This window comes from Shewanella sp. 2_MG-2023 (genome assembly GCF_030548905.1).
In the GTDB taxonomy this organism is placed as follows: domain Bacteria; phylum Pseudomonadota; class Gammaproteobacteria; order Enterobacterales; family Shewanellaceae; genus Shewanella; species Shewanella electrodiphila.
Window position 1 is genome coordinate 104,951 of record NZ_JAUOSO010000014.1, and the last position, 24,623, is coordinate 129,573.

At 39.1% G+C, this 24,623-nt stretch carries 25 protein-coding genes and 1 tRNA gene; 8 read left to right on the forward strand and 18 right to left on the reverse strand.

The features are described 5' to 3' along the window. Positions 1-290 precede the first annotated feature (290 nt). The 3 genes from flgA (at position 291) to Q4600_RS14785 (ending at position 1,906) form a co-directional block, all read left to right on the forward strand. On the forward strand, positions 291-1,013 hold the full coding sequence (flgA, locus tag Q4600_RS14775; RefSeq protein WP_102528988.1) for a flagellar basal body P-ring formation chaperone FlgA: 723 nt from the start codon (positions 291-293) through the stop codon (positions 1,011-1,013). A gap of 72 nt (positions 1,014-1,085) precedes the next feature. Further along, positions 1,086-1,415, forward strand: coding sequence for a flagellar biosynthesis anti-sigma factor FlgM (gene flgM, locus Q4600_RS14780; RefSeq protein ID WP_102528987.1), 330 nt, complete (start codon positions 1,086-1,088; stop codon positions 1,413-1,415). Positions 1,416-1,480: 65 nt separating this feature from the next. Then, the gene (locus Q4600_RS14785) at positions 1,481-1,906 is read left to right on the forward strand and encodes a flagella synthesis protein FlgN (protein ID WP_102528986.1); all 426 of its coding nucleotides are present in this window, start codon (positions 1,481-1,483) and stop codon (positions 1,904-1,906) included. A 103-nt stretch (positions 1,907-2,009) separates the two neighbouring features. Here the strand turns inward: Q4600_RS14785 and Q4600_RS14790 are convergent, their stop codons facing one another. Continuing rightward, complete coding sequence (locus tag Q4600_RS14790; RefSeq protein ID WP_102528985.1) at positions 2,010-2,468, reverse strand: LPP20 family lipoprotein; 459 nt, start codon at positions 2,466-2,468, stop codon at positions 2,010-2,012. Next, on the reverse strand, positions 2,465-3,175 hold the full coding sequence (locus Q4600_RS14795) for a FlgO family outer membrane protein (protein ID WP_303516964.1): 711 nt from the start codon (positions 3,173-3,175) through the stop codon (positions 2,465-2,467). The genes Q4600_RS14790 and Q4600_RS14795 overlap by 4 nt, the downstream gene beginning before the upstream one ends. 384 nt (positions 3,176-3,559) lie before the next feature. On the opposite strand from Q4600_RS14795, the gene Q4600_RS14800 reads away from it, so the two are divergent. The 3 genes from Q4600_RS14800 (at position 3,560) to Q4600_RS14810 (ending at position 7,585) form a co-directional block, all read left to right on the forward strand. Next, a complete protein-coding gene (locus Q4600_RS14800; protein ID WP_303516963.1) occupies positions 3,560-4,741 on the forward strand; it encodes a flagellar assembly protein T N-terminal domain-containing protein in 1,182 nt (393 codons plus the stop codon). A gap of 92 nt (positions 4,742-4,833) precedes the next feature. After that, the gene (locus tag Q4600_RS14805; RefSeq protein WP_102528982.1) at positions 4,834-7,311 is read left to right on the forward strand and encodes a 6-hydroxymethylpterin diphosphokinase MptE-like protein; all 2,478 of its coding nucleotides are present in this window, start codon (positions 4,834-4,836) and stop codon (positions 7,309-7,311) included. Between the two features lie 198 nt (positions 7,312-7,509). After that, positions 7,510-7,585, forward strand: a tRNA-Arg gene (locus Q4600_RS14810). 24 nt (positions 7,586-7,609) lie between these two features. Here the strand turns inward: Q4600_RS14810 and Q4600_RS14815 are convergent. Genes Q4600_RS14815 through pseB form a run of 10 tightly spaced genes read right to left on the reverse strand, consistent with a single transcriptional unit; the run spans position 7,610 to position 16,060 of the window. Continuing rightward, positions 7,610-8,668 (reverse strand): putative sugar O-methyltransferase, encoded by a 1,059-nt coding sequence (locus Q4600_RS14815; protein ID WP_303516962.1) that lies wholly within the window; start codon positions 8,666-8,668, stop codon positions 7,610-7,612. Between the two features lie 26 nt (positions 8,669-8,694). Then, positions 8,695-9,732 (reverse strand): pseudaminic acid synthase, encoded by a 1,038-nt coding sequence (gene pseI, locus Q4600_RS14820; protein WP_303516961.1) that lies wholly within the window; start codon positions 9,730-9,732, stop codon positions 8,695-8,697. Further along, positions 9,725-9,955, reverse strand: coding sequence for an acyl carrier protein (locus Q4600_RS14825; RefSeq protein ID WP_102528971.1), 231 nt, complete (start codon positions 9,953-9,955; stop codon positions 9,725-9,727). Before Q4600_RS14825 ends, pseI begins: the two co-directional genes overlap by 8 nt. Before the next feature lie 13 nt (positions 9,956-9,968). Beyond that, complete coding sequence (locus Q4600_RS14830) at positions 9,969-10,892, reverse strand: ketoacyl-ACP synthase III (RefSeq protein ID WP_303516960.1); 924 nt, start codon at positions 10,890-10,892, stop codon at positions 9,969-9,971. Continuing rightward, positions 10,892-11,476 carry a hypothetical protein gene (locus Q4600_RS14835; RefSeq protein ID WP_303516959.1) on the reverse strand — a complete coding sequence of 195 codons (585 nt, stop codon included), beginning with the start codon at positions 11,474-11,476 and terminating at the stop codon, positions 10,892-10,894. The genes Q4600_RS14830 and Q4600_RS14835 overlap by 1 nt, the downstream gene beginning before the upstream one ends. Positions 11,477-11,491: 15 nt before the next feature. Further along, positions 11,492-12,139 carry a NeuD/PglB/VioB family sugar acetyltransferase gene (locus Q4600_RS14840; protein WP_303516958.1) on the reverse strand — a complete coding sequence of 216 codons (648 nt, stop codon included), beginning with the start codon at positions 12,137-12,139 and terminating at the stop codon, positions 11,492-11,494. Between the two features lie 27 nt (positions 12,140-12,166). Then, positions 12,167-13,237, reverse strand: a complete 1,071-nt coding sequence (gene pseG / locus Q4600_RS14845; RefSeq protein WP_303516957.1) for a UDP-2,4-diacetamido-2,4,6-trideoxy-beta-L-altropyranose hydrolase — start codon at positions 13,235-13,237, stop codon at positions 12,167-12,169. Beyond that, positions 13,234-13,920, reverse strand: coding sequence for a pseudaminic acid cytidylyltransferase (gene pseF, locus Q4600_RS14850; protein WP_303459799.1), 687 nt, complete (start codon positions 13,918-13,920; stop codon positions 13,234-13,236). Before pseF ends, pseG begins: the two co-directional genes overlap by 4 nt. Then, positions 13,917-15,065 carry a UDP-4-amino-4,6-dideoxy-N-acetyl-beta-L-altrosamine transaminase gene (gene pseC, locus Q4600_RS14855; protein ID WP_303516956.1) on the reverse strand — a complete coding sequence of 383 codons (1,149 nt, stop codon included), beginning with the start codon at positions 15,063-15,065 and terminating at the stop codon, positions 13,917-13,919. The genes pseF and pseC overlap by 4 nt, the downstream gene beginning before the upstream one ends. 2 nt (positions 15,066-15,067) lie before the next feature. After that, on the reverse strand, positions 15,068-16,060 hold the full coding sequence (pseB, locus tag Q4600_RS14860) for a UDP-N-acetylglucosamine 4,6-dehydratase (inverting) (protein WP_303516955.1): 993 nt from the start codon (positions 16,058-16,060) through the stop codon (positions 15,068-15,070). 822 nt (positions 16,061-16,882) lie between these two features. On the opposite strand from pseB, the gene Q4600_RS14865 reads away from it, so the two are divergent. Beyond that, the gene (locus Q4600_RS14865; protein ID WP_102529423.1) at positions 16,883-17,563 is read left to right on the forward strand and encodes an oligogalacturonate-specific porin KdgM family protein; all 681 of its coding nucleotides are present in this window, start codon (positions 16,883-16,885) and stop codon (positions 17,561-17,563) included. Positions 17,564-17,716: 153 nt separating this feature from the next. Here Q4600_RS14865 and Q4600_RS14870 read toward each other — a convergent pair whose 3' ends face one another. The 4 genes from Q4600_RS14870 to Q4600_RS14885 all read right to left on the reverse strand — a co-directional run bounded on the left by Q4600_RS14870 (position 17,717) and on the right by Q4600_RS14885 (position 22,022). Continuing rightward, positions 17,717-18,478 (reverse strand): class I SAM-dependent methyltransferase, encoded by a 762-nt coding sequence (locus tag Q4600_RS14870; RefSeq protein WP_102529422.1) that lies wholly within the window; start codon positions 18,476-18,478, stop codon positions 17,717-17,719. A gap of 159 nt (positions 18,479-18,637) precedes the next feature. Continuing rightward, a complete protein-coding gene (locus Q4600_RS14875; RefSeq protein ID WP_303516954.1) occupies positions 18,638-19,156 on the reverse strand; it encodes a prepilin-type N-terminal cleavage/methylation domain-containing protein in 519 nt (172 codons plus the stop codon). Between the two features lie 198 nt (positions 19,157-19,354). Further along, entirely contained in the window at positions 19,355-19,876 is a 522-nt protein-coding gene (locus Q4600_RS14880; RefSeq protein ID WP_229369314.1) for a protein disulfide oxidoreductase, read from the reverse strand. A gap of 97 nt (positions 19,877-19,973) precedes the next feature. Then, entirely contained in the window at positions 19,974-22,022 is a 2,049-nt protein-coding gene (locus Q4600_RS14885) for a protein-disulfide reductase DsbD (protein ID WP_303517005.1), read from the reverse strand. Between the two features lie 437 nt (positions 22,023-22,459). Here Q4600_RS14885 and Q4600_RS14890 point away from each other — a divergent pair, with 437 nt between their 5' ends. Beyond that, a complete protein-coding gene (locus Q4600_RS14890) occupies positions 22,460-22,591 on the forward strand; it encodes a hypothetical protein (protein ID WP_303516953.1) in 132 nt (43 codons plus the stop codon). 321 nt (positions 22,592-22,912) lie between these two features. On the opposite strand, the gene Q4600_RS14895 is transcribed toward Q4600_RS14890, so the two are convergent. Continuing rightward, entirely contained in the window at positions 22,913-23,461 is a 549-nt protein-coding gene (locus Q4600_RS14895) for a protein disulfide oxidoreductase (protein ID WP_303517004.1), read from the reverse strand. 40 nt (positions 23,462-23,501) lie between these two features. Next, positions 23,502-24,419, reverse strand: a complete 918-nt coding sequence (locus Q4600_RS14900) for a DsbA family protein (RefSeq protein ID WP_303516952.1) — start codon at positions 24,417-24,419, stop codon at positions 23,502-23,504. Positions 24,420-24,623 lie beyond the last annotated feature (204 nt).

Sequence of the window (24,623 nt, forward strand, 5' to 3'; positions counted from 1 at the left end):
ATGATTTAAAGCGACAGTAAATCTATTACCATCAAATTGTACCACACGCTAAATTCGATTTTCTGACAATATGATTATCAACATACTAACTGGGCATGCTTATTGCTTCATGTAAAACAATGACAATAAAACCCCATATTGATAGTTGAACAGTCAAACTTCTGACTCACTGATGAGTACAATGCGACTCATATAAACAACTAAATTAATATTCTTGTTTAAATCCACAGATTTAAACCGTTAATAGAGAAGTATAGAGACATACTGGCAATACTGGCTAGAAACTAAAAATGAATAAAAGAATGCTATGGCTACTCATTATATTGTGTTCCTCTTTACCGGCTTTCGCCAGTGAAGACAGCACTATTACCTACTCTTTATCGACCATTACTGAGTTAGCTAAAGAGACTGTGGCAAAAAAAATTGCTAATAGTCCTTCATATAATAGTGATGCAAAGATAAATATCTTGCCACAACGTGTTGAAGGAAGGTTAACCCCTCCATCATGCTACCCGCCAATCAATGTAGAAATGGCCAGCGACAGACCGATTAACCGAACCAATACCGTAAAGATAAGTTGCAACAGTCCGGAGTACGATTACCCTTGGCAAATGTATTTATCCGTCAAAGTTGAAGTACTCTACCCTGTAGTGACGGCTAAAAGTATTATCGAGAAAGGCGAACTCATCACCAATGACACCATAGAAATAAATTATGTTGATCAGCACAGTATTCGTGGCCAGTTTTTCTCGGGTGTATCCGACATTATTGGCACTCGCTCAAAAAGACGAGTCCCAGCCAAAGCCCCATTACTCAATAATAACCTATGTTTTGTATGTAAAGGTGATTCAGTCTCCATATATGCAAAAACTAATAGCTTTGAAATAAAAACAGCCGGTGAAGCATTAAGAGACGGAAATGTGGGAGAGACCATTAGAGTCAAAAACTCTAACTCAAACAGGAAACTAGATGTTATTGTCATAGGTGTTGGAGAAGTTGAAGTTAGGATGTAAAATAATCCTAAAGTTCTTTCCAGCATGGCCGATACCCTGTTAGGAATACCATAAATTACGCTGGAGCCTTACATGGCAATTGATATTAACAATCTAAAAACAGCTTCACACACTCAGTTACGTACTAACCGTGACGCAAGTGCTGCGACAAAAACTGCAGAGTCAACGAGCAGTAATACAGCAGCAGTGAAAACTGATTCGGTCAGCATTACCTCGCAAGCACAACAGCTGCAAGGAGCTCAGAGCAAAATGGCATCGTTACCTGAAATTGATCAAAGCAAAGTTGATGCAATTAAAACAGCGATTTCTGAAGGTCGATATAAAGTCGATCCAGAAAAGCTTGCTGCTAATATTGCCAGTTTTGAAGCTGACATGAGCGGACTAAATTTCGACCAAGAGTAATTTCATAATGACTCTTGGCTAATCAAGCATTACAAATGTAATGTGGATTTTATGAAGAGTAACTTATGAATGAATTACTACAGCTGTTATCTTTTCAGCACGGCACTTTGTCGTCGCTGAAAAAACTTGTATCTGCAGAAAAGCAAGCGTTAACAGATCAAGATGCAGATACCCTTTTAGCTTTAGCCCGCGAGAAAGTAACCTGTCTCAATAATCTGCAGCAGAATGATCAGAAGCTCGCTAACCATCCTGATAAAGAATTACTTAGCACTGACACTGTATTGATTCAGAAAGTGGAAGAAGCCAAGGTAATATTAGAAGAGTGTAAAGACATTAATAATCAAAATGCCAGCTTGATTGAACTGAATATTGCGAGTCTAAATCGCTTTTCTCAAGCGATGCAAATGAGTCGAAACGCTACCAGCCTCACTTATAATGACAAAGGGCGAACGTCGACCATTTCATCATTAGGCTCTAATCTAAAAGCCTAATGTAAGCGTCAATTTCTGCACCCATGAATAAAACCATAAAAAAGCCGCTGTCATCAGCGGCTTTCTTGTATTTATTTGTAATAGCTCAATCAACATTTAAACACTAAAAATAAGTGACTTCTTTGATTTTTCTTGGTCGATTGTCTTGTTGATATAAGTTCCACACTTGAGCAAAATCTAACTCTAATTCAGTAACATACATATCACCAGCGGGATAGCTTTTAATCACCTTAGCCCCCTTAATCATGCCAGAAACCTGAGTCGACACGGTTTCACTATTTAATAACCACTCGCTCATTTGGCTATGAGCATCCACTTGTTGACCATATACCTGCTCTGCTAACTCACGATACGCCGCAATTTTTGACGCTTGCATCGCCATTAACACTTTATGAGATTGCTCTTTTGCTGGCTGCGTCGCGAGAGGGGCATAACCTATCGCGGTTAATTTTGGAAACTGCTCAGGCGCCTCTGTTTCCCACTGAACATATTTATCATTACTTGAGCAACCGACTAACGATAATGCTGCGACAGACATCATTGCCATTAAAAGCTTTTTCATAATTTCTCTCCTAGCACAGCCACTTTTCCATCCCCAGATTGCTCATTACGATAGAGCAAACCATTTTCTGAGGTAACTTTATTAGAGGGTGATAAGTAACCCGGTAAACTGTCTGTATGAACAAAAGTTTGTACAGCAGAAACCACTCGATTATTGGTTACATTAACAATCCTGGCATTCAACACGACTCCTTGTGTTGTTGTAGCCATTGTCGACACAACAACATGGGACACGGGTAAATCAGACGGCAATAGCTTCCAATCGCGACTGAGAATAAACTCACCTTGTTCTGTTGCTCTTATGGCATTAGCCACATTCATATCAACTAAATTAAATTCATGAGCATGAAATGCTGCAACAAAACCTTGTTGTAGCTGCAAACCTAGAGCGTCAGTTTGACTAAAAGCATCTATTTTTACAGGTGTCGTCACCAATAAAGGTTGATCTGAACGCAGGCTATCATTTTGTAATACCAGTTCATTGACGATTTTTTCTGCAAGGGTGTTCACTTGAGACTTTGGGGCTAAACCGACCTTCTCTATATCGTAGCTTAATGCTTTTGGCGTCTGAGCTTCTGGTTCGGACATAAACCATGAGTTAGTGTCAGTAGGCTGCCCAGTATAGGTTAACTCATCGCCACTCTTTGACGTCTCACTTGCGCAAGCTGCCATTAATAAAGCGATGGGTAATAAAATAAATTGACGCATAGCCTTTATATCCTTAACTCAATTCATGCACTGTCATTGGCGTTATCTAGAGAAGTATGGTTTTAAACCCAGTGAACAAACCTTACTCATTCAATGGGTATCAAGTGGCCTAACTTTATTAATAACCATATTCGTCATCACACTCATAACAATGTTAATAGCCACACTCTCTGAAACCCTATCGGCACTTAAGTTAAAAACTTTATCATTTAACCGCTATTAATTAGCCATGATGAGCCTTTTCTAAATGTTCACACTTATCAAAGCCACAGATACACAAAGGGCACAATTATTGCTTTGCTATAAAGACTCATAAAAATGGTGTCTAAAAGTCATTAAGTTGGCACTGATATCTTCATTATTTTGTAAAAAGTGAAACTGAACATGCCGAATTTAAACATTAAATTATTATTTTTTTCAGTGCTTGTACTGCAATTGGCTAGTATCAGTCACGTCGCTTTTGCACAAAGAATCGAAGTATCAGGTCAAGCGAGCATAGTCGATGGCAATATTGATAAAGCCCGTGAAGCTGCAATAAATCAAGCATTAAACTATGCCAGCTTAAAAGCTGGAGTGAACTTCAATAGTCGTCAAACCATTAATCAAGGCAACTTGACTCAAAATGCATTTCAAGTACAACGCATGGGTGAGGCTAAAAATATTGAAGTGGTATCAGAAATAATCACCTCAACTGATATTACTGTCTCATTAAGGCTAAATCTCGAATCACAGAAGGTCGTTCAGCAATGTCACAGCCAGCAACTTAAAGCGGCACTGATGATTCCACAAGCTACCATGCGAGATCGCTCCCAATTGCGCTATGGTCAATTAGCCAATTTTGAACAAGCCCTGTCACAACAATATGGCACAGTGATTAATAGCATGTCAGAGTTTAGTTTTGCGCATATGCACGCCGAAGAAAAACTAGACCATAAAAATCAATTGATAAACTTTAGAGGCAACAGGATCCCAAGTTGGCTGGGTGAAATTACTGATAGCCAATATATTTTACAGCCTGAGATTTTAGATATTTCCACAGAGCCAAATCAGAGCTCAATGTTCGGCCTGTGGAGTGATTACCCTCAACGACAAATTAATTTACGCTTTACATTATTTCACGGCATTAGCGGCGAAAAAGTATGGAGTAAAGACTACGCCGCTACAGCAGAATGGGCATTTGATAAAGATGAAACCGTCTCTCCAACAACAAAGCGCTTTTGGAGTTCGACTTACGGACAATCAATGAACCAATTATTTCAACAAAGCACGCAAGATATTGATAACCTCCTAAACTGTCGTCCATTATTAGGACAAATCGTCGCTAAGCAAGGAAACAGAATTATCATCAATCTAGGCCGAAAAAATAACGTTAAAATGGGTGATAACTTTCAAATTGTCTTGCAGCAAAATATCCCAGACAGAGTCAACTTAATGCGTGCAGTCGCAACGAAAAATCGCGCCACAGTTACCATTGAGCAAGTATCAGAAGAAAGCGCAACTGCGGTGCTAGAAGGGATAGGAAGTACAGGCAATATTCAAGTACAAGATATTGTGATTAAAATTTAATATAAACTTTACTGAAGTAAAACCCTGATATATAGATTAAATTATTAAAAATTTATTTGCGATTTGCTACTAAAAGAAAAGGCTTACAAACAATGGAAAGATCTAGCTCAGTATTTAATAATCAATTTTCAATTAGTCAATTTGGCGAATATTACTTACCGAGTGTTAATCGTAATACCTTTGAGAAAGTAGATTCGACAACTGCGTTTAAACAAAAATTTAAACAAGATATTTTTGCTAAAGACACCCTACATATTGTTCTGGGCTTAGATTCTGGATTATTGGTAAATTACATTCTGGAAGCGCCAAAAACTGATGGCAGTAAATACATTTTTGTTGAACTACCAGAAGTGATGAACATGCTCAACATTGAGATACCTACAGAGCAACAGGATTACCTAAAAGTCATCAGTTTTGATGAGTTAACACACCATATTGAATCTGCAGAAGACGACTTATACTTTATTAAAGACCAGATTGCTGTGACTCTTTCACTAGCAGCTTCATCAGGCGTGATAGAGGAGTATTCAACGCTATACAGCCAAGCTTATCGAACCATAAATCAACACTCTATTTCACATAAAACCAACTTTAACCAAAAGTCTTTTTTTGAACAGCAGATGTTTAACGTGGTTGAAAACCAGTTACCTGCATCATTATTAAAAAATAAGTTTCTTGGTAAAACCGCCATTGTCATTGGTGGTGGCCCGTCACTGGATCTACACCTAGAGTGGATAAAAGAAAACTATCAACAACTCTTTATCTTTACCGTTTCAAGATTTGCAGCAAAACTCTCCCAAGCTGGTATTCCCGCACATATTATTGTTTCAGTTGATCCCCAAGATACGAGCTTTGAAGTGAATCGTGACATGATGAAATTAGCAGGAGAAAGCCTGTTCATCAATTCACATCATGTCAATCATAGAATTCTTGCTCAATGGCAAGGTAAATCATTGTTCTTGGGAGATCAGTTACCTTGGATTGAAACAGATAATATTCTGACCATCGGACCAACAGTCACAAACAGTGCCATCAGAATCGCTATAGAAATGGGGTTTGAACAAGTATTATTAACCGGCGTTGATTTTTGTCATTCTCCAACTGGGGTTACTCATGCTAAAGGTAGCCTTGAAGCCAGTGCAGGCAGTAAAAACAGTAAAATCCACGAGTGGGTTGAAACCTATTCAGGGCAAATAGCTGAGACACCGATTCAATTACTATACGCAGCTCAAGGGCTTGAAGAAGAAGCTTCGCAATTTCCTAATGTTAAAATTATTAACCTCTCAGAACACGCTGCCAAAATAAAAGGCGTTGCTTATAAAAACTTCAACGATATTAATATTGTATCTGCACAATGTTCTCCTGCTCAATTATTGGCAATGATACCGTCGAATACCGATAATGAATCAAGCTTTCTTAGCACATTAGAAACTGAAGTCATCGATGCTAAAAATGCTTTTGTCAGCATTAAAAAGCTGTCCCAAAAAGCATTAAATTTGACTAACTCAGCGAGAAAACTTAAACCTGAATCCATTGAATATCAAGGTAAAGTTAAAGAAATAGATAGCATTGAAACTAAAATAAATAAGAAGTTTAATCGCTATAACATGTCGATTAAAGTGTTTGGCTATTTTGAGTTTTCTCAGTTTCTGACCACCAAAAAAAAACAAGATTGGTCTGAACAACATATGCTTAAGATGACAAAGTTGTATTACAGCGCATATGAAGTCATCACTCAAAAGCTACAAAATCTGACAGAAACATCGATAGAGACTATTAGAATTAGACGTGAAGAAACTAAAGTTCAGCCCAACATTGAGCTGCTTACCATTGGCTGGAATAAATACAATCAACCAGGTCGAGTATGGTTATTGGAACAAAAACTCAATGCAACTTCTTTGGATACATTATCAGCAAAAGAATCAGAACAATTAGCAGAATCAAAAAAGCAATATCAAGAACAATTAACTAGTTTTTCTCATCCATATTTTGCCATGAAAAAAACCAATCAGAATTTAGATAATACATTAGCCAAAATTCTGGACTTAAAGAAGCATAACAATATAAAAGGGCTAACTTTACTGATTAATAGTATTAGACCTTTAATCGAAAAAGATGCTTTTGCGGCAAGGCTACTCCTCCTTGCTGAACATTATATTTATTTCATTGAAAAAGATTTTGAATCTTCGTTGCAGTCTTTATTACAAATTGAAAAGGCAGATAGAACAGAGTTAGAGCTCAAACAACTGTTATTGGTGGCTTTAAAGCTTCATCAACTTGATCTTGCAGAACAAACCATCAAAAGCCTTTCACTTTACAGCGATGAATACTTCCCTCAACTTGCTCATATTTTCTCGCTACAAGGCAATAATCAACAAGCACTTGATACCTATCTTGATTATTTAGATAAATACCCGACGGACGAAGGCACTTTACTTAAGCTTGGAATTTTTCTTGCTAAAATTGGTCAACTTGGGGGAGCGAAGTCAGCTTTTGAACAAGTGTTAAGTATTAACCCTGATAGCATTTCAGCTAAAAATTATTTGGAGCAAGTACTCCAGCAAGCTTAACCATTCACTAGCTTATACATATTTGAATATTAACCTACTAGTCAGCTGATTTTGACAGGTTTGGTTTGCCCACATTTTCGGGGAAAAGCTATAATAATCATTGATTCGATAAGGAAATGATATTAGAAGTGGCTAAGGACTAAGCAACTAAATTTAAACGCTTTTAATCAAAGGTAAAACTTGTATAATTAGTAAAGTCTCCCTATAGCTCAACAGGATAGAGCAGCCGCCTCCTAAGCGGCCGATCAGGGTTCGAGTCCTTGTGGGGAGACCATACTAACCTTTCTTTATTCCCCATTTAGCTCTTACGTTTATACAGACGCAGTTCTGAATGAAAACCGTCTATGGTTTCAAAACCAAACGGATGAACATTGGTGGCAAGTAATTCATATTCAGGTAAGAAAACATCATAATCTTCTCCCTTAATTTGCTTTTTAACACCAGCTCGTTTTCCATCAATGGCAAGTTGCTTACCTTCTCTTAGGTTCCTCAAAAGCACATATTTACAGTTTAATCGCGACACATGACCCAAATAGTTTTCAACTATGTCAGGTTCCATTTCTTGAAATGAGATAAAGTTAACAAACAAATCCAGCTCACCGGTCACTTTTGGAAGCTGCCAAGGGCACATTACCGCACCTTGAAACTGACTTGATAGATTTTCTAGTGAAAAGTCATCACAAGTCGTCAGGGCTTTATAATCAGCAATCTTATCTTGACCAAAAATAGACTGAAGATAATATGTTGAAAATAAACAAGTGGGTGCAATATCAACATTTAAATAAAAAGTGTCATTTCGCTCATCACTCAACAGGATTTCACCTAACGAGCCAAAACCACCGCCAATTTCTAATACTTTATTAATAGGTACATCAGCGAGTTGTTGCTTTAAAAAATTGAGACCTAATAAATAGTTTAAACTTGAACGACTAAACTTACGATTTTCAAATTCAAATTGCTCAACAGGTGAGCCAACTGAGCTTTCATTAAAGTTATCAGTGAAAGGTTTTTTATTACTATCGCTCGCTTTGTAAACTCGAAAATCACTTCTTGCATGATTTTCACCAGACAAGAAGTCCTGCATCGATAGGATTGCTTTTTGATTTCCTGATAAGTGCGTTTCGCACAGTGTCATCATTTCCTGATACTTTGCAGGTGATGATGCCCAGCCATGGAAAGTATAGGTAGGAACAAAGAATGACAAGGCACTTTTCAGCCCCCGAAAGTTCTCAATGCCATTGGTTTCAATATCCTGCTGCAAACCTTTAGCACCAAATTGCCAAAAGCTGGTAGGCAAATATTTGGAATCAGCTTGCTTCATATCTGTGCTAATTAGTTCAATCTGTTCAGTCCACATGGAAAAACATCCTTTCATTACTGTATCTAGTTTTGCCAGTTATCTTTATTCGGCAGATCATCTGCAAGTACAGGTTCACCCACTTTTACACTGCGTTCTATGGCTTTACCCAATAACTGCTCCATATATTTAGGCTGTAAGCCACTACCATTACGCAGCACTTTTATATCTTCTTCACCAATCACTTCTCCAGCGGATAGATTTCGGCAATAAAAGAGCGAACGGCGGCGTAGTTTATCTTCTTCGGTCACTGTGTAATTCACTTCACCTAAACAGGACTCAACAGCTCTGATCTGATCAACCATTTCTCGAAACTCATGGGGCTCCATAGAAAACGCGCCATCGGCGCCGCCATCATTTCGATTTAAGGTAAAGTGCTTTTCAATGATTCTTGCCCCTAGGCTCACTGCAGTCATGGGGACTAGTGAGCCCATTGTGTGATCTGACAATCCTATGGGTACCTTAAATCTTTGCTGCATATCGGTGATCATCTTCAGATTGGCATCATTTAAGCTTGCTGGGTACTGAGATGTGCACTTAAGTAAAGCAACGTTAAAGTTACCAGCCTTGAAGCAAGTATTAAGGGCGAGTTCGATATCTTTATCATCAGCAACACCGGTAGAGATAATAAGTGGCTTACCTGTTAGTGCTGCTTTTTCTATCAGGGGAATATGGTTAACTTCAAAGGAGGCAATTTTGTAATATGGCACATTAAGGCTTTCTAAAAAGTCCACCCCTTCAAGGTCAAATGGACTTGAGAAAAACTCCATCCCCAGCTCATGGGTAAGCTTTTGTAAAGGCTGATGCCATTCATAAGGCAATGCGGCTTCTTGGTAAAGACTCCATAACGTCCTCCCCTTCCATAAGCCTTTTTTGCGCTTACCAAAGTAGTCATTATCAATATCAAGACATAATGATTCAGGGCGATATGTTTGAACCTTTACAATATCGGCACCAGAAGCTGCCATAGCTCTAATAGTGTCACAAGCTCTTTCTAAGCTACCATTATGATTGGCTGATAATTCAGCAATGATGATGGCCTTTTTCGGGAGCCAATCAGTCATTTAAACTATCAAAGTAAGCAATCAAAGCAGCAGGTGTGGTCAATTCATCCACCTTTTCGTCAGAAACTTGATGGCCTGTAAGTTGCTCAAGTTCCACAAATAAATTAAACATGTCTAAACTGTCAAATCCTGCGTCCTCGAAAGTGACATCAAGTGCTAGCGCTTCAAGATCGACTGCGCCAGATTCTTCTAGCGCTTTTTTAATTACTTCTAAATTGACCATAATGGCCTCCTTATTATCTATGAATTAATGCACTGGCCCAGGAGAAACCCACACCAAATCCACTCAACACAATATTGTTCCATTCACTACTCATCGCGTGCTTTTCAATAAGAAGAGGAATAGAGGATGAAACGGTATTACCAGTATCTTTGAGATCTTTAATAAAGCGGTTCTTGTCTTTAAAACGCCTCGCAATCGTGTCCACAATCGCGGCGCTTCCCTGATGGATAAGAAAAGCATCAATATCAGCCTCAGACATTTCGCTACCTTCTAGCAACGCTTTAATATGTTTAGGCACATTCACCGAAGCAAAGTTGAACACCTGTCGGCCATTCATTGACAAAATGCCTTGTTTTGTTTGTAAACTTTCTGCTCCATTGCCGTCAGTTCCAAACAGCACAGAACCCAGTTTAAAAACAGGTTCATGACCAATCCAACTCGCGGTTGCGGCGTCTCCAAATAACATTGAAGTGACCCTGTCTGCAGGGTCAATGACTTTTGAATAGGGGTCGGCTGTCACTAATAATGCCTGCTTGAGCCCTGCAGCTTGCAGTAAGCCTTTGATGATATAAAGACCATAAACATAACCTGAACAGCCTAAAGACACGTCAAAAGCGGCTATTGTTTTCGGCAGGCCTGCTTTTTCTTGTACTATGGCTGCTGTGTGAGGAATGTTTTCACCATCACCATTTTGAGTCACAACAATAAGAGCATCTATTTTGTTTTTTTCAAAACTGGGCTGTTGTTTTACTAGTTGTTCAATAGCTGCAACACATAAATCTGAACATTCTTGTTGCGGACTTTTTCGAGGTAAAACAAGGGCGCCAAGTTTAGACTCAACAAACTCAGCAGATTCACCAAATTGACGCCCCTGCTCTAGATTATCAATTGCGGTAGACGGAATGTAACTTGCTACCGCTTTTATGCCAATATCCATTATTGCCCCTCCACGATAAACCTAATTTGCCCCATTAATTGTCCATCCAGCCATACTTCAGAAACCGAAAATTTGTCATGTAACATCGACTGAAGCCTAATTTCTGATGCTTCATACTGTATCGGTAAACTTTTCGTAAGGTTTAGTTGGCCAAATAACCACTTCCCTTTGCTTGGTCGCGCGATCTCATTGTGCATTTTCTTAGTTAAGGCAACGAGCACTTCAATACAGGTATAGTTTCCTGAAGGTTTAAGCATATTGATTGTTGCTGGATGAGTTGTCATCTGTGCGTTAGAAACTAATCCATCTTCATCAAACTCATAGCGTCCTTCGACTGAAGCACTACCTTCAACCCACCAAAACGGGACTTTAGTCCCATCGGTTAGATGGAATTTTCCTGTTGCTACAATTGTTCCTGTTTCAGGTTTTTGTGTCATTAATTCACATTGACAACGAGCAAGTTTTCGAAAGCTAAGTTGTGTCAGTCTGGCTCCTTCTGGATAGTTCTTCTTGGCATACTCAACAGTGAACAAATAAAAATCTGTTCCATGTAAATAATTACGATTACCTTTAAATTCGAACATTTAACCACCTTTTACTTAGCTAACTCGGCGGGCAGGATTCCCTAACCAAGTCGAACCTTCGCCAGCATCTTTTAACAGTGCTGAACCTGCACCAACTACTGAATAAGCACCAAGGCTTAACCCATCACGTACAACTGCATTTGCTGCAACATGAACGCCTTCGCTCAAACTGCTATATCCACAAAGACAAACATTCGGGCCAATATCAACATAATTAGATACCTGCACATCATGTCCAATATTAGCTCCCGCTCTTACCATGACGTTTTCGCCTATGTTCACCTGCGGCTGAATCGATACCTGTGAGCAAATCACGCTCCCTGCGCCAATTTGAGAATCGAAACCTATCATCGCACTAGGATGGATTAAAGTTGCCATCCTGCTCGAAGGAATAGCTAAAGATTTTAATAAATCTGCTCTCTCGCGCATTTTCCCCACGCTTAATAGCGCAAATACAAATAAGATATCTTTATCTAATTCTTGCCACTGAGAAGACTTCCCTAGTACAGGCCAGTGGAAAAGTAACTCACCAGCGCTATGATGGTCATTAAGAAAACCCACTAGCTCTATTGCATCGCCCGCGCGCTGCATATCCATAATGATTTGAGCTAAGACTGCACCATTGCCTGCGCCGCCGATAATGACCACTCGCTTTTTACTCATATTCTTTTATTCCTGATTACGAATAACTTAGTTAATTAACTCTGCCATCCACACACTTCTTTTTTGCCATCCTTGCATCACTTCTTTTGCACTCTGTGACATTAACTGCAGCTGATTAGGTTGATTTATTAATGACCAAATAGCCGATTCTAGCTGTTGTTCTAATGCCGTTGTTACTTTACCTAAGTGCATGATTGCATTTAACTTAGCTAATTGTTCATTAGGTACAGATTGATTGTCCGCAATCGTCCAACACAAAGCGGGTAAAGCAGCAGCACAGCGCTCCCAAGAAATACCGCCACCAGCACCTATTGCTAAGTCGGCCTGTTCCATTAACTGCGATATTTGCGAAGATTGAATCTCAAGGTTCAAGTAGTTAGCATGTTGACGACATAAAGCTTCGAGTCGCTCAATATGGGGATACGAAGCCCCCACCACCACATCGACTCTATCCAATTCCTGACGAAGTGAACGCTGCAATAACACTTGGCAAACTTGGCCTGTTACATCATCTTTATCAACACCACCGAAACACACAAACACCTTTTTAAGCTGTGTTCTTAAACTCGGATTAACACCTCTAAATTCTTCACGAAGCGGTATGTTCCAAGGTCCTATATATACTCTTCCGTCACTCGGCGAACAAGAACGACTATGTAGAGTAGGATCTATTAGCATCTGACATTGATGAGGCCTATCTCTCAAACCATCGATAACAACAATTTGAGATTGAGTCTCTGTTGCAACTCGTGACTCCCACTGTGCACCTAAAGAGAAATGATCAACAATAATCCAATCAGGTTTAATTCCATTATGCTTGACAGCTTCTAATGTGTCCTCGGCATCTTGCGCTTCAGTGCATCCTAACCAATGACTATGAGGGTAATCTCCATCGCCTTGGGTATATTGCGCTGATTCAGAAAGCTGTAAAACATTAAAACCTTCCAAAACTTTAGCCTGATGACCACTATGGTTACGGCAACAGAAAGTGACAATCGCCCCTTTTCTGGACAATGAGTTGGCTATAGTCAAACAGCGCATGATATGGCCACTGCCGATATGTTGTCCGCTATCGGTACGGATTAAAACCTGTGTCACATGCTTCCAGCTAAAAATAAACGCTCAGCAAGCAGCCAATCTTCTTCTGTATCAATATCTTGAACTTGGTATCTTGGGACGATATATGAAGTCGCTTTCTCTGAATACATAATATCGCCTCTTAAAAATGCCTCAGACTTACCCCAATAAAACTGCCCTGCGTCGTGGTAAGCCTCAATAAGATCCTGAGAACGACTTTGTCGATGCTCAGGAGCAAACATTTTTACATGACCGGAATCATCCATATAAAGGGCTCGTTGAATCGCTGAAGCGAAACTGGTTACACTAAAACAAAAATCGGTCCCCATATTGAGTAATTGGTCAAAACTCAGCTTTAAAGCCTCTGCTGTAACAAATGGGGCTGTGGCATATAAACAACAAACATGATCAACCTTGCCCACATTATCAATCACCCAATTAATAGTATGATTGACGACTACACGGGTTGTCGCCATGTCGTCAGATAACTCAGCGGGTCTCATAAAGGGGGTCGTGGCACCATAACTTCTCGCTATCTCTGCAATTTCAAAGCAATCAGTCGACACAATCACATGATCGAATAACTCTGACTCAACAGCTGCCTCAATTGATCTGGCGATGATAGGCTTTCCACAAAAGTGACGAATATTTTTTTTAGGAATTCGTTTGCTACCGCCACGAGCAGGAATAATTGCTATTTTCAATTAAGTAACCCCTTGAGTTTTTCGCAAATTAAGTCTTGTTCAATTTCGGTTAAACTTGGAAAAATGGGTAGCGTCAGGCACGATTGATAATATGACTCAGCTTGAGGGAAATCACCTTTTGTAAAACCTAACTCTTGATAAAAAGGTTGAAGGTGAATTGGTATGTAATGCACATGCACACCTATTCCTGCTTGCCTCATTTCGTTAAATACTTCTTTACGGTCAACTTTTGGGGGCAGTAAAACAATGAATAAATGATAGGCACTAACCGTTTCTTCTAGAGGTAATACAATTTGAACATTGGTGTTTTTTAATCGTTCAACATAACGTTTAGCTAAACTATTTCTTTTTTCAACGAAGCTCTCAAGCGATGATAATTGACTATTGCCTAAAGCAGCCTGTAAATCAGTTATACGATAATTAAAACCTAATGATTGTTGTTCATAATACCAGTCACCTTCATCCGAATTAATTAACTCTTCAGACTGCTTAGTGATGCCGTGACTGCATGAACGTTTCATCGCTTCTGCAAGTTTAGCGTCATTAGTCGTTGCGACGCCTCCCTCACCTGTAGTGATAATTTTGACTGGATGAAAACTAAAAACAGTAATGTCGCTAAACTGGCAACTACCTATAGGGAAATCAAGATACCTGCCACCAATTGCGTGTGCAGCATCTTCGATGACTTTAACTCCATACTGACGAGCAAGTTGCGCAATGCTTTGCATATCACAGCTATGACCAGCCATGTGTACCGCTATAATAACTTTAGGTAAGCTATTATTTAATGCTGCCTGTGATAACTTTTTTGCCAATGCTTTTGGGCAAAGGTTGGCTGTTTCATAATTAATATCAACAAAATCTATAGTCGCACCGCAGTAAACAGCACAGTTTGATGAAGCAACAAAAGATATTGGACTTGTCCAGACAGTGTCTTTAAAGGTCACACCTAGGGCAAGGCAAGCGACATGCAATAATGATGTTGCGCTATTTCCTGCTACTGCGAATTTCGAATGTGTAAAAGCGGCTATATTAGCTTCAAATCGAGGTACTTGCGGCCCTTGAGTAAGAAAGTCAGATTGTAAAACATCGGTCACGGCATCAATATCTTGCTGTGAAATGGATTGACGCCCATAAGGAATCATGACTAATTATCCTCAAGTTGTTTTATTTGTTCTACGGATAGAAAGTCTGGATTATTTCCTGAGTGATATTCAAATCCTAACTGCACGAGTTCACCTGATTCACCTAGTTTATTCGTATAGTAATCATGGTCTTTACCAAAAAATGCAATACTTGGTGTAATGACAAAATGATCATCAAATTCGATAGTATGGTGTGAGTCATCACCTGGACACATGATTTCATGCATTTTTTCGCCAGGTCTAATACCGACAATCTCCTGTTTCATTCCTGGACCACAGGCTTCTGCCAAATCAGTAATGCGTACTGAAGGAATTTTAGGTACAAAAATCTCACCACCTTGCATTCTAGAGAAGTTTTTCAGCACAAAATCAACGCCGTCTTGGAGAGTAATCCAAAATCGAGTCATATCGGGATGTGTGATTGGAAGTGTGGTTTTACCATTCTCAATAAGTGATTTAAAAAATGGTACTACTGAGCCACGTGAACCGACTACGTTGCCGTAACGTACCGCAGAAAAACGTGTACGCCCTTCACCGACAATGTTATTGCCTGCTACAAATAATTTATCTGACGCAAGCTTTGTTGCGCCATACAGGTTGATCGGATTAGCAGCTTTATCAGTAGAAAGTGCGATGACGCGCTTAACGTTATTTGCGATAGCAGCTTTAATGACATTTTCTGCACCATGAATATTGGTTTTAATGCATTCCATTGGATTGTATTCTGCCGCTGGTACTTGTTTGATAGCTGCTGCGTGAATAACATAATCAACATCCTTAAACGCTTGCAGCATTCGATCTGCATCACGTACATCACCTAAGAAATACCGCATACAAGGATCGTTATAAACCTGTTGCATCTCGTATTGCTTAAGTTCATCTCTTGACAGAATGATTAACCTTTTTGGCTTATAACGCTCCAAGATAGTTTTGGTATATTTCTGCCCAAACGAGCCGGTACCGCCTGTGATCAGAATAGATTGATTATCAAACATGTACTCTCCAAATCATTAAATTTATTCGCAAGTGCAACTCAGTCAAAGCGTTTATCACTAAACACAGCAAGTTTTGAACCAGTTTTTTATTAGGATACTTTTTTAATTTAAGTGAAAAATTTTAATAATACTATAAAGATAAAGAAATATAGACCATATAAAAATTAACCTATTATATTTTAATCACTTACGACTACTTTACTTCATTTTAATCTTCAACAATATAAATAATATAAAAGTTGTGAAACATATCGTTGATACCTGCTTTAACTCAGTCAAGTTCACTAAGCAGCATTATCTGTCGATATACTTGAATACAAAGTCAAATCATTGACGATTGGATGACTTAGTTTCTTAGATAATGAATCAGCACTCAGATTAGTACACGATAAAAGTGTATAAAGTACGCAATGTAGTTAGCCATAAATCATTAAACAGCCAAAATCCACGCCACGGTATCGTGGAGTCAACAATATCCCTAGTAAACTAAGAAAATGATCAGAAATAGTTATTATATCTGTGCCATCTAACTGAAATAAATAAGTAATACTTTTAAGTACTATATAGATCATGCCTTCAAAAGCTTCAGATCCTTGCTAGCTGTCACCCATGCTTACGCCACGCCCGTTTCAAAATTGTTAACTAACAGCCAGTTATGTTACAGGGTTAACTATAAGTAATTTTTTTGTCTACTTATTGCCCCTAAAATAGATTCTTTAACTGCCAATCATGTCATCGCTCACATTTCATTAAGTTGTATATTGGAAATTTCATTAATTAATATTGTAATACAAATCAACTTAATCCTAGATAGAGTTAGTGATGTCATTACATAGACTAGTTTTATTGATTTGCGTTGTATTGTTAATGTGTTCAAATGCTGATGCTGCTTCACTAGACTTCCGTCAGGAATATAAAAGCTCTACTGATCAGCATGCTAGCCGTGTAAAAATGGGGCATACTTTTGATGGTCGTTTCTCTGTCGGCTTAGAGCTAAAATTCAAAGGGGCTGAAGGTAAGTTCATGGAAGACTTACAGTCAAATGGCTCTGAATTAGACCTAGGCTATCGTATAAAGCTCAATGACCAATGGACACTCATTACAGGAATGCCAATTGAGTTCGGCTCATCAGGAGCCACCTACAAGCCCCAACTTCGCTTAACTTACAAATCAGACGCCATTGACGGTTTATCTCTAAGTGGACGCTATCGCTTAGATGTAAAGCCAGGGGAAGACATTAAACACCTACGCCATCGCTATACGGTGAATATAGGTTATAAAGTTGAAAACTGGACCTTTGGATTTGAGGGGAATTACTACTATGCCGATAACTCAGAATACTTGTTATATAACGATAGCAGAACAAATTATGAGAATAATTTAACTGCCCACTATAAAATCGGAAATTGGTCCCCCTGGGTAGAGTTTGGCGATGTTTCGGTCTCAGATGATTCAAGCCAAAGAGAACTAAGAAGCCGTATCGGAATTCGTTACAGCTTTTAACTATCAAACAAACCACACGAATAAATCATACAAATAAAAGCTAAGCCAGCTTTAAAAGATGATGTATTGTTCAGAGAATAATCCTTCTCTGAACACAGCTTTAGCTTTAAACAGCAAAATTAACCTACCTAAAGCATACCCTTGGCAATATAACTAATACGGCTTTTTAAACACTAACGTGAACCTATCAGTATTACCTTTTACCGATTTTCTAGCCACTTCATAGCGAAGTTCATCATCTGGTCGATAAAACATATTGGATGATTTTTCCAATACAAAACCTGCTGCTTGTACTTCTAAAATAACATCAATAGGATCTTCACGGCGACGCATTTCAACGGTTTCAGGCATCATATGTCTACGAGTATGATCGACAATGACATAAATACCGCCAGGTTTTAACGCTTCAAAAGTCGCTTTATTTAATTTCGTTTTGTCTTCTATATTTAAATTATGATACTCACGGATATTGAGCATCATATCTGCGTCTGACATACCAAAATCAATATTCCCCAAGTTGAATCTTCTCTCTTCAGAGTTCCAATCAAGTTCAATAGGTAGCTTTTTGGTTTTACTCATCGCGTCTATCGAGAGCAGATCATCCATTTCATCTAGCCACTCTTTTTTAAACGCAATATGAAGCTCACCTTTTTCTTTAAGTATTGGAGCCAGAATTTTACTATACCAACCACCTCCAGGGACAAATTCAATCACTTTCATATCAGGCTTTAAACCAAAAAAATCAAGTGCTATTTCGGGAGTGCGGTTCGCATCCCTCAACTTATCCGCATCAGTTCTGTGCTCCATTTTCATCACCTCAATCACTTCTTGCTGAAAAGGCGTAATTGCAGCAGAAGCAGTAAAAGTTAAAAACATTGAAGCTGATATCATTGAGGCAAGTATTGTCGTTTTCATATTTCATCCCTAAAAATAACTTAAAACAGTAAGCTTTATTTAGCTTAAATTTGCAGCTACTAATATAAGTAATTTTAGGATAGATAGTACGAAGAAAATGTATTGAGATATGTCAGAGGCAATTAGTTAATTGCCCCTATAATACGCAGGTTTAAAAGGTTAACAGCCACTAGTGTTAGTCGTGTAAGTAGGCTCAGTTGCATTAGGTAAGACTAGATAAAAGATAAAACAAGTGTCACTAAAAGCATATCCACGCGGAACGATTATTGACACAATTCCAAATAAATCAAAAATGCCCCAATCTTCTGTAACAGGAGTATTTAAATCAGCGATAGTGATGGTGTCAAAAGCCCCTTCAACAATCTTTTCGATGTTATCCTTTGATGGTGTTATATAACCAAATGAGGTCGTTACTGTTTGACCATCTAAATCAACTAGGCCCGAATTAAGGCCTTCTTGCCCTTGAATAGCAGATTTTGAATAAACCAACGTATTGGCAGATTTTAAACTCCCTTCAATCCCTGCTAAATTTGCGATAACAGCGTCGGTTTTAATATTCAAAAATTTTGGTGCTGCAACAACCGCAATGATGGCTAGAATGATAATAACCACCACCAATTCAATCAATGTGAACCCTTTGCTATTGTTATTTTTTATAACTTTAGTCACTTTAGTCACTTTAGTCACTTTAGTCACTTTCAGTAAAATTTATCGTTACTTATTTATGGCTGTAAAATCGCTAACTTTCAAGAAACGAGCATATTTTTGCGACTGACTTTCTATTAGTTACCAATTGATAGTTACCAATTGATAGTTACCAGTTACTCATTGCTAACTCTCTATTCAAATAGAAAAACTAAGTACATATTAATAATATTAAGCAAACACCATTCGCCACCACATACCCGGCAGGCTTGTAAAACCAGTGGTGTAATGTACTAACTCTCCATCTTTAAACACCATGACTGTCGGCGTCACTTGTACTGACCACTCTCTCGCTAAAAAGCTTTGTTTGTCATTAATGGTACTGAGCGTATAGCCTTTATCATCTAGGAAGTGTGCCAAGCGCTCGTCACTACCTGAACTCATTGCTACTGATACCACAGGATAATAGTCACTCAATATATCCACTGAAGGTGAGACAAAGTTGCATACTGGGCACCATGTCCCCCAAAAATAAACTAAAACTGGCGCCTCTTGGCTCATGGCCATCACATCAACCAAGTTGCCATCCAAGTCCAAGGCGCTTATATGTGGCAAATCTTGCGTGGGAATATCCTTGCCGCGCCACAAATCAACTGCGGTAGAAACAACTAAAAACAACAGCAACATTATGCCTAATTGTTTAATACCGCTTAATCCTTTTTGAATCCATGTTTTTTTATCTAAATCAGCCATGTTCTATTCATTCCAATGTGTTAACTGATGATGGTTCACTTCACTGATAAGACCGAGCATCATCTACATTGTATTCAGTTCAACACATTAAAAATGACTAATTACCTGATGCTCGTTCAATCGCCGCCAAGACCTGCTCTGTTGTTAAAATCACTGGCAACTTGATCCCATCGGGTGCGTTAGGGCCATAAACCACATTAAATGGCACCCCAAAACGACCATGGCTTTGCAAGTAATCTGTTATCGGTTGCGATGCAGTGGTCCAGTCGCCTTCAACTAACATGATATTGTCTTGCTTAAGTGTTGAATATACGGGGTCTTGTAATATCACCCCAACCTTATTGGCTTTACAGGTAATACACCAATCCGCGGTCACATCAACAAACACTGTCTTGCCTTGCGCTACAGTCGCAGTGATTTCTGTTTGCTCAAGTGGAGTCCAGACTAAGTCAGTCGGTAGCGGGTTTGACCAATCATCTGACGTTGCAAACGCACTAATGGCAGCAAAAATGATGACCATACTAAAACTGGCAATTACGGCAGGAAGTCCATATTGCTTCGCCATCAAACCAAAGAAAGTAAGTACTAACACTGCAGCAATGACCCATAAAGCAGCCACAGTAATAAAACTTGATAATAAGCTAATCAACCACAAACTGGTGATCAGTAATAATACCGAGAAGAACACTTTAACAATGTTCATCCAACGTCCCGGTTTAGGGAAGTAACGTGCCACTTGCGGAAATGCAGCAACCAATATCCAAGGCAGCGCCATACCAATAGCTAGTGCGGTAAATATCACAATGAGACTGAGCACATCAGCGCCTAATGCAAATGCAACAGCTGTACCTAAAAACGGTGCACTACAAGGTGTGGCAAGTAAGGTGGCAAACATCCCTTGCAAGAAATGACCACGGTGATCATTACCCCCTGTTGTAGCCAGTTTTGTTTGTAAACTCGAAGGTAAATTAATTTCAAAGGCACCCAGCATATTAAGGGCGAACACCGAAGTCACTATGGTCATGAAACCAATAAACCACGGGTTTTGAAATTGTACGCCCCAGCCAACAGCTTGGCCGGTAAATTTAAGCATAATGACAAAAGCCGCTAGTAGCCAAAATGAAACCAGAATGCCTAGCGCTGATGCGATAAATTGTTGGCGAATTTGTGTTTTTTGAAGATCGGGCGCAGCAATCACTGAGCTTAACTTCATTCCTAATACCGGTAATACACACGGCATAACATTGAGAATCAAACCACCAATTAGCGCAAATAACATCATCGTTAACAAAGAGCTACCAGCAGCTTCAATTGAGGTTAATTGCACACTAGTAGTGTATTCATAAGCCCGTTGGTTATCACTTACTGTCACATTGAGTTGTTTCTCGAGCAATTTTGGATCGCCAGACCAATTCGATACTTCAAATTGTGCCACCCAAGCATCACTGCCATCGGGCTGAGAGTGACGAGTCACGCCTATAGGATTGAAGTTAGTCTCTTTGTCGCCATCAACAATCACTTGCGGTTTGCGCCACTGACTGTCTAATACAGTCACTTGTAGTAAGCTCTGAGCAGTATCCCAACCAATTTGAACATTTTGAGCAGAGGCCTCAGCATCAACAAGTTGAGGTACTGTTGAAATCGCTTTATTAAAAGCAAACATCGCTTCAGTATCAGCTTGTAATTCATTGGCGGTAAAATCGAGTTTTAGTTGATAATCAGTTAACACACAAACCGTGGTACATGAGGATAATGTAAATTTTCCTCTTAACGCTGTATTGGCATTAATATCGTCGACAGTGATGTGAATAGGGAATACAGCTTCGCCCTGATAACCTTGAGTTTTATACCCCATAATGGTGTATTGCTGCGGCGTCGGCCATTGCCAATTGACTGCACCAAAGTTAGTCGATTCGCCCCAGTCAATTTTAGGGGCAATACCGCCCTCACCTGGCGTACGCCAATACATTTTCCAATCATCATCTAATTGCACATCAAGAATTGCAGGTACCGTTTTAGTCGCGGCGTCCAACTCACCAGTCAGCATAAAGCGGACCTTCACAGGCGGATGGTTGTCATTAACCAACCAACCGGTTGTCGCGGCAATTGTGCTCGAGCTGACAACGGCTGACATTAGCAGCAACATTGATATCACAACAGATTTGAATATTTTCAAAGATCTTTCCTTTTAGCGCACTCAATTAACGGTAAACGTTATTTTACTTTCATCAGACCGGACTTTACCGAATATAGTTCATCATGATCCACACTATTTAGCTGAGTTAAATAAATTTTGTGATGCTGGTTGTTTAAACGCCACACATCAATATATATCTGGTGTTTTTATATACAAACATAGACGCTGTAAATGACATCATCTGAAACAGCTTAAATATAGGCATACTTTTGAATGATTACTTTAATCGTAAGCAGTGTCTTTGTTGTATTTGGGGGTAATTACTTTAGAGAAAGTAATTTGTTGTTAGCGAATTTGTGAGAACAAAACGCAGAGTTGAGGCATAAGGAAAAGCAAGACTCACTCATTTTTAGCGAAATGAGACAACAATAATAAGGATAATTATCTTGAACAAAGTAATGCACCTGAATAAGCTCATGCTGGTTATTGGCGTTGCGTCAACAGTCTTTCTCTCTGGTTATGGTAACGACACCGACTACTCAAAAACGCCAAAAGTCACTCCTAAAGTCACTCTTTAAATTATTCCATCATTACAAGCTTTTTCCCCTGGCAGAACGCTAAAATAATAACCATGATTAAAGCTCAATTAACCTAAAGCCATTCGAACGTTTTTCATTATTGTTGATTTGTTCGTATCACTCTTCTAGATGCATCAGAAGTAACAGAAGTAACAGAAGTAACATTTCAAGATTAGCATTATTTAATTGAACCTATTTTTACTTTAAGGTGAATAAAAACCTTTCAAACAACAACTTATAAACGCATTTTCTGCAAAAAAAGAGTCGATACTCATAAAGTATCGACTCGTATTTAATTAAAATTTAACGACGGTTTGTCGATTAAGCAAGTACCATTCGCCACCAGATACCCGGCAAACTGGTAAAACCGGTAGTATAATATTGCAGCTCGCCTTCTTTAAACACCATGATGGTTGGCGTCACTCGGATAGACCAATCTTGAGCAAGAAGACCTTCACTATCGTTAATCGTTTCAAAAGAATAGTCTTTGTGCTGCAAGTATTGCTTCATTTTCTCATCAGTACCTGAATTCATCACCACTGACACTGTGGGATAATAGGCAGACAAAGTATCAACAGCAGGGCTAACAAAATTACACACCGGACACCATGAGGCCCAAAAGTAAACTAATACCGTTTGATCTTGGCTCATCGCTAGCACATCAACCATTTCGTCATTTAAGCTTATCGCCTTCATGTCTGGTAGATTGTCTCTTTCAATATCCTTGCCGCGCCAAATGTCGAACAGGCCTGTTACCACGATAGAAAATGCCAGAAACAGCATGATTTGTTTTAACCAGCCCATCATTTTTTTAAACCATGACACTGTTACTGTGTCCATATTGGTACTCTCGTTATTAGTCGCTTCCATATTAGCCGCTTCCTTACTAGGAGTGCCTGTAGAGGGTAATTTACTCATCATTCACCGCTTGTTTTTTATTTTCTTGGCTGCTAATAGCCTGCTGTAAAGTCGACTCTAAAACTTCATAAGACACTAAGCCTGGAATAACGGTATCGCCAATAATCATACTTGGGGTGCCACCTAAGCCGATATTGCGCATCAGTGTTAAATTGTCATGTACTTGTTTTGCCACTGCTGGGTCGGTATTGGTTAGCCAGTGCTCAGTATTTGTCATTTTGGCCACTTTAGCGATGGTATTGCCGTTCAACCCACGTGGACTTTCCATTAATTTATTCTTAAGTGTTAGGTATTTTTCTGGTTCATTTAACCATACCGTTTGCGCAAGTTCAGTGGCGACACGTGAGCCCTCGCCCTGCAGGGGCACCATTTTGATAACCACTTTTAACTGCGGATATTGTTCGACAAGCTTATTAATAGCGGGCTCAATTTTCTTACAATATGGACAGTTAAAATCAGTAAAATAAATCATGGTTATTTCAGGATTTTCAGCCCCTTTAAAAGGATCACTTGCGGTATTGTAAAGCTGTTGATGATGCTCTTGCAGAACCGACTGCGCAGCGGACTCAGCGCCTTGTTGCTCACGGATCTGTAATGCAATAATGGCTTCTTTAAGTAGCTCAGGATCATTAGTTAAGGCATCTTTTATAATGGCTTTTACTTGTTGTTGTTGCTCGACACTTAGTGCTGTGTCATTGGCATTGGCATTGGCCGCTGCTATGATAGGTGATGGTGACATCAGCATAAATGCCCCCGCTGTTAAACCCGCTATGGCGAATAACTGTAACGGGGTCGAGCGCAAAAATTTAGCGACTTTCTTATTAGGTACTTTATTGTTAGAGGCTTTATTGTTAGAAGCTTTATTGTTAGAAGCTTTATTGTTAGAAGCTTTCTTATTAAATACTGTCATTTTTATTTTCCAATTTAGTCATGTCGATTGCTATTAATGCAGTTTCATTTGCCACGGTTAATTGGCAGTGCAAGCCATGAATAGCTGTCATTAACATCTGTCATTAACAGATCGACTTTGATCGTTATATTTTCGATAGCCAGGTACTGATAAAAAGAATTGAATAGCCCATTGTCGCGCTATTCATTTCACTGGCTTATTGAG